The following is a 12885-nucleotide window of genomic DNA, read 5'->3' as shown; positions in this document are numbered from 1 at the left end:
TCTAGCTGTTCTTTTAATTTTGTATTCATATTTTCATAAGATAACCAACGGTCAAATTCTTGTTTCCAACTCATATTATTATCCTCCAATTTCAAATTAAAAAGGTATGCTATAAAACACATACCTTTTAAAGTAGTAATTTAATTTCTTTTATTTAAACATCCTTTATTACTTAGCTACAAAATAATCCGTTACATATTGTGCCCAAACTTCATGCCCTTTAGCACTTGGGAAACCGAATTCTTCTTGTAAGTACGGTAAAATTGCTTTCGTTGTTGCATCAGGCCATGCTCCCCAATGATCAACATATGTATAACCATTTTGCGTCGCAAATTGTTTTAATGCTTCAATTGCTTTCGGATAATTCTTCGCACCATACACTGGGTTTGATGGTTGAATCATAATTGTAGCGTCTTTCGCACTAGTAGAAAGTGCTTGAACAAACTTCTGTGTATTTACTACAGAGTTCCCATTACCAGTTTTACTATTATCAGTAATAAATGGTGGCTCAAATAAAATCACATCTGGATTATCTTTCGCAATCTCTTTATCACGTTTATTCGCGATTAACTCTTCTGTACTTTCACCCTTATATTCCTTTACCGTCACATTCCATAAACCTTTACCGTAAGAAGCCTCTAAATTAGCAGTGAACTTAGCTACCCAAGTATCTTTTTCAGATGAAGAAGCTTCATCACCAACAATAACAAGATTTACTGCCTTTTTATCCTGAGCAGCTTTTTTTAACTTCTCTTTCACTGCATCTGGCAAGTTCTTTGCGTATGCTTCATTAAAAGATGACTTTGCATCTTGTTTTTTCTCTTCTTTTTTCTCTTCTTTCTTCGCTACGCTATCTTTCATTTCAGCCTTTGTTTTCGTTACTTCACTCGTTTGTCCTGTTGCATTCGCAATCTTCTTATTCCAGTATAATTTACCGCTCACAACCGAAGCGACAAACAATACAAAAATAAATAGGACAAGCAATGCTTTCTTATTCATCGATTCACCTCATCTATTAATCTCACAATATATAATACTAATATAAATCTAGGCAAAAATAAACCCAACTCCTTCCAAAGGAGTTGGGTTCAATAAACATTACTTAGTCAATTCAAGATGCGCTCTTAACTTGTTCGTTAAATCTTGTTTTGCTGCATCTGGAACATAGTAGTACCAAATACCGTCAGCGGCTTTGTGACCGTCACCTGGGATTTGGATTTCTTCACTATTCTGCAAGCAATCTTTATAGTTCTTTTGAATATCAAACATTTGATCTTGAGTTAAGCTTGTTTTTACGTTTTTCTCAATTGCTTTTAATACGTCACCGTAACTTGCTAGAGAAGATACACTTGCACCTTTTTTAATTACTGCTTGGATGACTTGACGTTGACGCATTTGGCGACCGAAGTCACCACGTGGGTCTTCATATCTCATTCTTGAGTAGAATAATGCTTGTTCCCCATTCAGATGGATATTACCTTTTTCAAAGTGTTCTCCATATGTAAATTCCATATCATTATTAACCTCTACCCCACCTACCGCATTTACAATATCCTTAAATCCTTCCATATTGACCTCAATATAATGATCAACCGGGATATTCAGAAAATTTTCAACTGTTTTTACAGCCATATCAATACCACCAAAAGCATAGGCATGATTAATCTTATCTTTTTTACCTTTCCCCACAATTTCCGTATAAGAATCACGTGGTATACTAGTAATTTTCATAGATTTTTTTTGTGGATTTAGCGTAAATAACATTAATGAATCTGAACGCCCTGTTTCTTCGGCTCTTTGATCCACACCCATTAATAAAATAGATATCGGCTTCTTATCTGCGACATCTACTTTCTCGTCACGTTTTTCAGACTTATCACGATTCAATGGCTTATGTACTGCATCTAATGTATTAGATACATTAGAATACACATAATACGCATACGCTCCTCCTGCAATTACCAGAAAACCTATTATACCTAAAATCCAAAATAAAATTTTCTTCTTCATATTTTTTACCTTCTTTATCAATATTTATAAATAACATAATAAATTTCCTACTACTTCATTATATTACCTTAAAGCTGACCCAAAATAAAAGAGAAATTATCATTCTACGAATGAGATACAATAGCAGTAAGATTTCCTTTTATAATAAAGTTCTCTATTGTTATTGGCAAAATAAAGTGATCACCTTTTTTAATGGAAAAGCACCCATCAACTGTAGTTAACTTTCCTTCTCCCTCGATTATACTAACTAGTTGAAAACGATTCTTTTGTTGAAATGACGCTTCTTCTTTAATTACCCATTTATATACAGAAAAATATTTTTCTTGTATGTAAGTTGTAATTAATGCACCATTTCCTTCAATAATTGTTGGACAAACTTGATAATCTTTATGTGGAATATTCGAAACTTGAATCGCTTTATCTAAATGTAGCTCACGCCTATTACCATTCACATCTATTCGATCATAATCGTATACTCTATATGTAGTATCCGAACTTTGTTGTGTTTCTAATACTACTGTTCCTTCACAAAGAGCATGGATAGTTCCACTTGGTACATAAAAGAAGTCACCTGGTTTAATAGGCACTTTGCGAAGTAAACCGTCCCAGTTCCCCTCATTAACCATCTCTTCAAATTCTAATTTTGTATAAGCAGTATGACCATATACCAATTGAGCATTCTCTTTACAGTCAATAATGTACCAACACTCGGTTTTCCCAAGTTCACCATTCTCATAAACTTTTGCAAATTCATCATTTGGATGTACTTGTACAGATAAGTCTTTATTAGCATCTAGTACTTTTGTTAATAACGGAAATTTCTCAGTTAAACATTCTCCAAATAAATGTTTCTCCTTCTTCCATAATTGTTCAAGAGTTTTTCCTATATACGGTCCCTCTTTCACAATACTTATCCCGTTTGGATGCGCTGAAATCCCCCAGCATTCCCCAATTAATTCAGAAGATAAATCATAATTAAATTTTTCTAATGATTTTCCTCCCCAAATTCTTTCTTGGAGAACCGGTTGTAAAAATAATGGTGATTTCATTCTTGTATAAAACCTTCTTTCCTACTAAAAATTACGATATTGCAACTTCAAAGATGTAAGATACAATAGTATGCACCTCATTTTGATATTTAGAATTCGGGGTATCCATGTATCTTCCAATATCTACACCCCGTAACTCTTCCCAAGTAATTAAATTACATAAATTATTATTTTTTAAAAATTGGATAGTATTTTGGTCCTCAAGCATACCTTTTCTATTAATAATTAATAACGGCTTATTTTGGAGAACTGCTTCACCAACAGTACCCCAACCTGCTTTGGAAATAATACCATTTGCAGTTGCCACATAATTTTGTGATTCTGTATAGTTTTCTGGGATTTTATACACATTTTCATGCTCAATCTTCATATTATGAGAAACAATAAAAACATATCTTTCATCATCCCAAAGTGGTAGTTCGTTTATATCTCCTATATCAATTTTCATTCCAATTGGCATAAAGATAATTTGTTTCTTACCTGTCGGATTTAACTTCCGCTCAAGTTTCTTTACTTCTAACGAGTTAACTGCTCTACTATAAAAATTAAAAGAAGTCGTATTTAATCTAGCCCAATTGTTTTCATTACTTCCGGCTAATGTGAAAAAATAATCCATTTTTTTATACATACTTTTAAATATTTGAAGCAAATCATCCGGCACAACGTTTTTATAAGCTGTATACCACGTGAAATTTGAAATCCCTATAGATGGCACTGCTAACTTATCTGCTACTTCAAAAGCAATTGGTGAAATGTCAGAAACAATGCAATCAATAGAAAAAGCACTTAAAAAAGCAAATTCACTATTAATTTTTTGAGGTAACTTCTCACAAAACTCTTTATATGACTGTTCCAATTTTTCTTTATCTAAATCCAATGAATGCTCTTTTAGAATAAATCCAACATCAGTCTCCACATCATGGAAAATAACCCTATTTCCATACTCAGTTAATGATGTGCGAATAAATTGCAATGCAAATGAGTTACAAACAATGATCTGTACATCTTTTCTTACATTCAATATTTCTCTAATCAGTGCAATACATCTTGTCGCATGCCCGAATCCATATTCTGAAACATAAAAAACAAATGTTTTCATAAATTTATCCTCGAAAAATAACAGCTAGAATACACTAGCTGTTACATAATTACTTGTGCTTGTGATTGATAATAATGCTTCAAAATATCGTCCCATTTTGTATACAAACGAACAAAATCCGTATCTACTACTTCTTTCCCCGTTTGTACTTCAATAAATTCTAATTCACTCAATGCACGAATAGCATGCTTTTTACCAGCTGGAATATGTACAATATCACCTGCTTTTACACGACGAATATGATCTTCTAAAATAAGTTCTCCTTCACCGCGAATAATTGTCCATACTTCGTTCCGTAAATTATGGTAATGATAAGTAGAATTTTGATTTTCTTCTATACAAATTCTCTTCGTTACCATCTCTTCATTTTCATATTTTGCGTAATCTAACACTTTAGACCATCCCCAAATGCGTTCTTCGTACATCGGCGGTTGATCGAATGAGCCAATTAGATCCTTAATTTTTGGACTAGAAGCTTTATCTGAAACTAAAATACCATCTGGACTCGCTGCAACAACAACATCGGAAAGACCAACAACTGTTACCGGAACTTCTAATTCATTTACTACATGTGTATTGTGAGAATCCTCACTAATTACGCCTTTACCAATTTGGGTTGTAGCCATTTCTTCCGTTAATGTATTCCACGTCCCTAAGTCTTTCCAATATCCACTGTAAGGTAAGGCAACAATGTGATTTGCCTTTTCTACAACTTCATAATCAAAACTAATTTTTGGTAAATCACTATAATGTTTAGATAAATCATGATACAGAATTGGAAGATTCTTTTCTTCCAAAATATTGATTAGATAACGTAGCTTGAAGGCAAATACGCCACAGTTCCATAAAGCCTTTTGCTCTATTAGTGTTACTGCTTTTTCCTCACTCGGTTTTTCTGTAAAACGTGATACGTTAAAATATTCATATGTAGTAGCTTCTTCAGTTGGTACAATATACCCATACTTAGAAGATGGGTATGTTGGTTCAACCCCCATAAGAGCTAAATCGGCATCTGAATTTTGTAATGCTAACTCTAAATCTTTTACTCTTTCAAAAAAACTATCTTCAACATAAGGATCTACTGGCAATACAATAACTGTTTCATCTAAATTTGTACGTTGTTCAGAAAATAGAAATGCACTAGCAAGAGCAATTGCCGGGAATGTATCTCTACGCTCCGGTTCAACAATTAATGGAACGTTCATTCCTAACTGGTTATGAATCATCTCTGTTTGTGTTTTTGACGTAGCAATAACTGCCGATTCATTTAAACCAACTGACTCTATTTGTCCCCATACACGTTGCACCATTGATTGCCGAGTACCTTCTTCACTTTCTAACACTTTTAGAAACTGCTTAGAACGAGTATCATTTGATAATGGCCATAAACGTTTTCCAGATCCACCTGATAACAAGATTAACTTCAATATTCTATCTCCTTTTTGTTAAAAACTGATTATCTTGACAAGATTAATTAAACTAACTGTCCAATATTTTGCACATTACTACGCCCTATTGAATAATAATCTATCTCATGCTTACTTACTTCTTTTAAATCAAAGCAATTGCGCCCATCAAATACAATTGGATTCCTCATAAGTTTAGCAAACAAACTTAAGTCTAATTCTTTTACTTCCTGCCACTCTGTTACAATGAAAACTAAATCTTTATCTAATAAAGCCTCTTGTAACTCTTTTGTAAATTCGACTGTTCCAGGAAGTAATTTTTTAGCATTTTCAATTGCTACCGGATCATATGCCGTTACATCAGCTCCCTCACCAAGTAGTTCTTTAATAATAACTATAGAAGCAGCTTCACGCATATCATCTGTATTTGGTTTAAATGCTAATCCAAGTACAGCAACTTTTTTATCCCGTAATGATCCTAATTTTGACTGTGCAGCTTTAACCAACTTATGTTGTTGCTTATTGTTCACTTCAACAACAGCTTTTAAAAGCGTAAAATCAAGATCTACGTTAGATGCAATTTTTGTTAGCGCTTTTGTATCTTTTGGGAAACATGATCCACCGTAACCAATTCCAGCTTTCAAAAACATAGAACCAATGCGTTGATCTAAACCCATGCCATGAGCCACATCTTCAATATTTGCTCCAGCTTTTTCACAAATGTTTGCAATTTCATTTATAAAACTGATTTTAGTTGCTAAAAATGCATTAGACGCATACTTTATCATTTCTGCACTACGAATATCTGTCTTATAAACAGGAATACCAAACGATTTATTAATTTCCTCAATAACATTTGCTGCTTCTACACTATCAGAGCCCACTACAATACGATCTCCATTAAAGGTATCGTATACAGAAGAACCTTCTCTTAAAAACTCAGGATTAGATACAACCTCAACTTTAATATTTTTATTAAGGTTTTCTAAAATTATTTGTTTTATATAATGATTCGTTCCAACAGGAACTGTACTTTTGGTTACAACAATAATGTCATGTTGTACGTTTTTAGCGATGTCTTTTGCAACCTGCTCAATGTAAGATAAATCTGCCGATCCATCTTCTCGCTCCGGCGTACCTACCGCAATATAGATTACTTGCGCATTTTGAAATCCGTCTTGATGGCTTGTCGTAAAAAAGAGCCTATTCGCTTCAATATTTTGAAGCATAAGCTCCTCTAATCCTGGCTCATATATAGGAGAAATACCTTTTCTCATACGTTCTACCTTTTTTTCATCAATGTCAACACATGTAACATCGTGTCCAATATGGGATAATGCAACTCCTGTAACTAAGCCGACATAGCCTGTACCCACCACTGCAATTTTCATAGCTTAAGCATTCCTTTCATCATTTATTATTGAGATTTTGCTATCTGTTTTAATAGATTTCGATATTTATCAATAGAAATTTCACGCTTTAGATTCTCATCTAAATACTTACGACCGTTTAAGCCCATTTCCTTCACTTTAGCCTCTTCCATGCGATAGAATTGTTCTATCGTATGAATAATACCGTTATAATCTTGCGGCTCCACTACAATTCCTGAATTACTTTTTTCAATAAGCATTTGTGCCTCACTACCTTGTTCCAGCACGCCTAATATCGGTTTTCCAGCAGCCATAACACCATAAATTTTACTTGGGACCGAAACACCTTTGATTCCTTTTTGATTTACAACTAAATGAACATCTGCAACATTTAGAGAATACTTAATAAACTCCTTAGGCTGATATGGTAGGAAGAATACATTCTGAATATTGTTGTCCTCAACAAAAATTTCCATATCTTTTTTTACAGCACCCTCACCGATAAATACAAAGGCAATATCTTTATACTCCTTAAAATGCTCCGTAACATGGATAATATTTTCAAGATCATAATATAGCCCTATATTTCCAGAGTACATAATAATAAACTTATCTTCCAAGTCATTGTCTTTTAAGAATTGCTGAATCTGTTCATTTGATTTATCTAATGGAATGACTTCCTGTTCATTCGTCCAATTATTAATAACTGTATGGTTCGGTACTTTTTTCCCATTAAAACGTCGCTTGAGCGTTTCACTCATATCATTCCCAACAACAATAACACAATCTGAATATTTACAATTCATCATGTCTATTTTTTTAGCAATTTTAAATACCGATTGCTTATTTGTATAACTTACTGCCGCTGCTTGCTCTGGATTAAAATCCTGAACATTATAAACATGTTTTGATTTTTTTAAGAACTTCCCAATCGTTCCAATTAGCCCCCCTAACACTGGTGGCTGTGAAATTGTGTAAATAACATCTACTCCCTTTTCCTTTAAAAGGGCAATATTCGCTAACACAAAATAAGAGAATATATACTTCATTCGACTTAATTTAGAATTCTTATCAACTTCTGGCAAACGAATCCGAATGATTTTCATATTATCTAAACGATCTTCCTCGAATAATTTTTTTGAATTGACTCTCTCACCAGCGTAGCTTGGTTGAGCGGCAATAACTGTTATATCAAAATCATTTTGTAAATCCAGACAAAGCTCTGTCATTAGCTGACCTGTAGATGCAAAATCCGGGTAAAAATAATTGATTACAAAGACAATTTTTTTCATTGATTTATCCCTCTTCACATAAAAATCCCCTTTATTATAAGGGGATTTATTAATTATAATTAAATTTTTCTTTACTCACTAAGTATAACTTTCATCTTTTCTTTCCATTGCAGATTTCTCTCAGAATATTCCCTCATAACACTCTTAATATCTTCTGAACCTAATTGTTTATAAAAATTTATAAGCTCATCTATATTAACAGATGAATCATCGGCATTTATATGATGCACAAAATTTATTTCGTCTGGAAAATCCAAATCTGTTGCAGCAATAACAAAAGGGATTCCTCTTGCACAATACTCTCTATTTTTTAAAGATGAGTCCCCATATAACTCTTTTCGATGATTCCCTAAAATTCCTATGCCAATGTCACTTTTATCAAAAATTCTATCTAGTTCTTGACCATTTTTAGATCCATGAAAAGTGACATAATCATGTAATTTATAGTCTGCCACAATTCCCTCTAAATTCCTCTTCTCTTTCCCTTCACCTACTATATGAAAATTAACTACTATCGATTGTGGAATGCTACTTCGATAATATTCCTGCATCCCTTTAAGTACTCTATCATACGCATGCCAAAATCCTAAATTAGCAACACCTACAAGATTAATCTCATGAATTTTCTTAGTTTCTCTTTCTCTCTCGCTCACCTTAATCTCATTTATATCTATACCATTCCGAATATATATTATTTCTACATCTTTATCTTTTATTGATTCATCCACCGATATAGCCACTAATCTATATAAATGTTTTTTAAGTTTATTAATTCTATTTTTCTCAAATCTATATTTTATAAGGTTACTTATACCCTTTTTTTTCAATTTAACCCAAGGTATATCTGGAAAATCTGGATATTCATAAAATACTTTAATACCTCTATTATTTAAATCGCTAATTAACTCTATCAAACTATTTGTGACAAAACTAATCCTTCTTATATAGACTTTACTAGGTTCAATAATTTTTATCGCTTCTTTAAAGCCTTTTAAAAACTCCCGAAAACGCATTAGATTTTTTAATTTCCGCATCAAAAAATTTGTTTCTTTAAAACGTGCTTTCCTAGAGTAGCTAAACGAATATATACTTTCCATTCCACTTGCACTAAAACGATATAATTCTGCACTATCCTTACGAGATATATACAAATAACTCTCATTACTTAATTCATTAAATGCCTTACATTGTGAGTATACTTTTTTTACGAAACCTAAACTCTCTGAATCCTCCCTAATGAAGGCTAAATAAAGGATTTTATCCATTGACACCATTCCTTGAGAATATTTTCACCTTAATATTATTGGAATATATATTGCTCTTAATATACATCCCAAATATACCTTTGAGAAATTAAACGAACATTTATTCGTTTAATTTCTTTAAAACTTTAGCTGGTACTCCTCCCATTAACACATTATTTTCAGTATTGTTAATTATTACTGAGCCTGCAGCTATCACATTTCCTGTACCTACAATAACCCCTGCTATAATTACAGAATTTATCCCCAGCCATGTACCGCTATTAATTATTATATTTTGTACTCTTCCTTCTCCAGCTCGTTGTTCTTTTGTTCCAATATCATGAGTTCCTGTACACAAAGTACAATTAGGGGCAATGTCGATATTATCTCCAATTTCTACTCTAGAAGGATATGAATTATAAATTTTAATATTGTCCCCTAACCATACATTGTTACCTATAATACAATTATTGGATAATATAAAAATTTTTCCACCAATTCTTACATTTCGCCCACATTTAACCCCTGCCATACATAGTAAAAATCTTTTAGTTTTATATAATCTTGTAAAAGATACAAGATTAATTAACCATAAAAAGAATACGAGTCTAAACTTAGTTATTAATCGATACAACAAATTCATTACTTTCTCCTTTATCGGTAATTAATTTATTGATTTTTAGTAAATCTGCCTTTTAGTGATTTTGTTATTACATTTACTTCTTCTACCTTAAAAAGGTAAATAGACACAATATATATTAACATTCCAATTATTACACTAAACATTAATTTTAATGCAATTATTAGATCACCTTGTATACTATCAATATTAAAGTTTTCATATGCAAATTTCGATGAACTACCCGATATAATTGATGCAACTAGTATCTTTAAAGTAGTAGTTACCATTTTAAAACCTAACTTAATATTAAATTTGTAGTACATACTTCTCAGCAATAAAATAGAGGTTACAGCAGCAGCTATACTAGATGCCAAGGCTATTCCTTTAAAACTCATGAATTTTGCTAAAACGATACTAAAAATAATATTTACTACTATGGCTATGATACCGTTAACCATCGGCGTTTTTGTATCATGAAAAGAATAAAACACACGATTTAACACCTCACGATAACCCAAAAATAACATTCCAAACGCATAGTAAAATAAAGCACCTGCTGTCATTATAGTTGCTTCATTATTAAAAGCACCATGTTCAAAAAGTAGTTGGATTATTGGCTTATTAAGTACCATTGTCAATACTACAATCGGCAAAGTAATTATTGTAATTAGATTTAGTGATCTTACAGTAGTTTTTTGAAATTCTACCATATCTTTTTCGGATTGGTATTTACTTAAAATTGGAAATATAATAGTTGCAATTGATGTAGCAACTATCCCAAACACAAATCCATTAAGTTTAGTTGCAAAATTCAATGCTGAAATACTTCCTTCCTCTAAACCAGAGGCTAACATTCTATCTATCAACAAATTTATTTGCTGAATTGATGTACTTATAAATACCGGAATGACCAGCTTCCATGTATCTCTAACATAATTATCATGCCAACCTAGTGTTAATCTATATGAATATCGCTGACGTTTTAAAAAGGGGAGTTGCACAAAAATTTGTAATAATGTTCCCCCTACAGTTGCCCAGACTAGACTTTCAATATTAGTTCCGTTAACCAATAACATTACACATAGCAATAATATATTAGCAGGTATATTAATTGCTGCCGATGCAATATATTGTTGATTAGATTGTAAAAAACCTGTGAATATTTGGCTTATGGCTAAAAATATACACATCGGGAGAGAAATTAAGAGGAACTTTACCGTTATCTTCGTCGCTTCTTCATTAAATCCCCCAGCCAATACTTTAACGATATCCTCTGAATATACCATACATATGATAGTTACTAACACCGAAAAAATTATGACTGTATTTAATATTCGGTTTGTATACTCCATTCCTTTTTCTTTATTAGTTTTAGTAACTATGTCTGTATACATTGGAATAAATGCAGTGGAAATTGATAATAAAATACTTGAAAAAATTATTTGTGGCAAAGATGTCGCTAGAAAAAAAGCATCTGTTTGGTAGTTTACTCCATATTGAATTCCAATTAATATTTCACGAAAAAATCCTAAAAATTTACTTAAAAATGTTATTAGCATGACCCAAAATGCTGATCGAATTATATTTTGTTTCACTCATAAATTCCTCATTTACTATTTTTCTTATCTCTAAGAGATTCATAAATAAATTTAGTATAGTCAATATAAGAATCTTCTTGTGCATCTAATTCACAGGGATTATTTTTCTCATTATTATCTATTTTATTAATATATTCTTTAATTTTTTCTACAATATCTGTTATATCACGCGGATTAAAGAAAACAGCGCTTTCTCCCCCTACTTCCCTTCCATAAGGTAAATCTGCCAATATTAAATCAATATTACTTTGTTTTGCTTCTAATATCGGCAATCCTAATGACTCTACTAGCGAAGGAAAAATTAAGGCATCACTCATTTTATAAATATTATATATCCCTCCATAAGGAACCTTACTCAAATACTTAATATATTTTTCATCTTCACCCTCGGTAGTTAAATATAGAGTAACTTTTCTTTCATTTTCTTCATTATATTTTCGTATAGCATTAATTAACCTTGTATTATTTTTATACTTTTCTTCATTGGTTGGATAAAAAAGCTTGATACTGTTGGTTTTAAATTTATTTGTTACTTCTTCTTCTAAACTATCAATATTACTAGTTATATCTTTAGTTTTTGGCCTAATTACTTTTATATTTCCTTTATAGTTGAAATCTTTTTTTATGGCTTGCATCATCCATTTTGTCTGCACAATAATTCCTGTGATTTTCTTCACTTGCCATTTTAACGTCCATTTCATAATTAACTTATATTTAATATTATTTTTATATTCCAATTCGTTCAATTTCAAATTCTCTAACAATAGACCTTGATGTACCAACGTGAATTGTGGAATCTCGATCCTGGATAATCCTATATTTTGTAAAGACAGATATGCGTCTACCTTGCTACCCTTTAATATTTTAGGTAATAAACTATTTTCAAAAAGGAACTTATGCAAGAGACTCTTTTTAGGATACGGTTCGTAATTGATTTTTATATTTTCTGTACTAAAACTACATAATTCCTTTTTTGCCACCAAAATTGTTAATTTTATCCCCATTTTTTTGAGATAATTCTCTTCCTCATTTAACTCAATCAAAAAAGTTTTAATAAGTGAATATGAGCCTCTTGCATCAAGTGCAGTTGCATTAACGAAAATATTCAATTTCAAAACACTTCCCTGTACAGGCTAAAAATTTTTAACCTATTTAAAATTTTTATTTTCTCATATAAAGCACGCTAAAAATTACA

11 protein-coding genes are annotated in these 12885 nt (G+C 31.8%); all 11 read right to left on the bottom strand.

Annotated elements, in window-relative coordinates:
- Positions 1 to 168 precede the first annotated feature (168 nt).
- Complete coding sequence (locus tag KI356_RS14665) at positions 169 to 999, bottom strand: SGNH/GDSL hydrolase family protein (protein WP_212935761.1); 831 nt, start codon at positions 997 to 999, stop codon at positions 169 to 171.
- A 99-nt stretch (positions 1000 to 1098) separates the two neighbouring features.
- Positions 1099 to 2010: a polyisoprenyl-teichoic acid--peptidoglycan teichoic acid transferase TagU gene (gene tagU / locus KI356_RS14660; protein WP_212935760.1), complete on the bottom strand. Its 912-nt coding sequence runs from the start codon at positions 2008 to 2010 to the stop codon at positions 1099 to 1101.
- A 104-nt stretch (positions 2011 to 2114) separates the two neighbouring features.
- On the bottom strand, positions 2115 to 3059 hold the full coding sequence (gene manA, locus KI356_RS14655; protein ID WP_212935759.1) for a mannose-6-phosphate isomerase, class I: 945 nt from the start codon (positions 3057 to 3059) through the stop codon (positions 2115 to 2117).
- A 31-nt stretch (positions 3060 to 3090) separates the two neighbouring features.
- Entirely contained in the window at positions 3091 to 4158 is a 1068-nt protein-coding gene (locus KI356_RS14650) for a hypothetical protein (protein ID WP_212935758.1), read from the bottom strand.
- A 41-nt stretch (positions 4159 to 4199) separates the two neighbouring features.
- Positions 4200 to 5585, bottom strand: a complete 1386-nt coding sequence (locus KI356_RS14645; RefSeq protein ID WP_212935757.1) for a sugar phosphate nucleotidyltransferase — start codon at positions 5583 to 5585, stop codon at positions 4200 to 4202.
- Positions 5586 to 5632: 47 nt separating this feature from the next.
- Complete coding sequence (locus KI356_RS14640; RefSeq protein WP_212935756.1) at positions 5633 to 6955, bottom strand: UDP-glucose dehydrogenase family protein; 1323 nt, start codon at positions 6953 to 6955, stop codon at positions 5633 to 5635.
- A gap of 26 nt (positions 6956 to 6981) precedes the next feature.
- The gene (locus tag KI356_RS14635; RefSeq protein WP_212935755.1) at positions 6982 to 8226 is read right to left on the bottom strand and encodes a glycosyltransferase family 4 protein; all 1245 of its coding nucleotides are present in this window, start codon (positions 8224 to 8226) and stop codon (positions 6982 to 6984) included.
- A gap of 71 nt (positions 8227 to 8297) precedes the next feature.
- Complete coding sequence (locus tag KI356_RS14630) at positions 8298 to 9491, bottom strand: glycosyltransferase family protein (RefSeq protein WP_212935754.1); 1194 nt, start codon at positions 9489 to 9491, stop codon at positions 8298 to 8300.
- A gap of 100 nt (positions 9492 to 9591) precedes the next feature.
- On the bottom strand, positions 9592 to 10113 hold the full coding sequence (locus KI356_RS14625) for an acyltransferase (protein WP_212935753.1): 522 nt from the start codon (positions 10111 to 10113) through the stop codon (positions 9592 to 9594).
- A 26-nt stretch (positions 10114 to 10139) separates the two neighbouring features.
- Positions 10140 to 11687, bottom strand: a complete 1548-nt coding sequence (gene murJ / locus KI356_RS14620) for a murein biosynthesis integral membrane protein MurJ (RefSeq protein WP_212935752.1) — start codon at positions 11685 to 11687, stop codon at positions 10140 to 10142.
- 11 nt (positions 11688 to 11698) lie between these two features.
- Positions 11699 to 12799: a glycosyltransferase gene (locus KI356_RS14615; protein WP_212935751.1), complete on the bottom strand. Its 1101-nt coding sequence runs from the start codon at positions 12797 to 12799 to the stop codon at positions 11699 to 11701.
- Between the last annotated feature and the right edge of the window lie 86 nt (positions 12800 to 12885).

Source organism: Bacillus hominis (genome assembly GCF_018332515.1).
Lineage (GTDB): Bacteria > Bacillota > Bacilli > Bacillales > Bacillaceae_G > Bacillus_A > Bacillus_A hominis.
The sequence above is the reverse complement of the archived record's forward strand: the minus strand, read 5'-3'. Positions and strand labels throughout refer to the sequence as shown.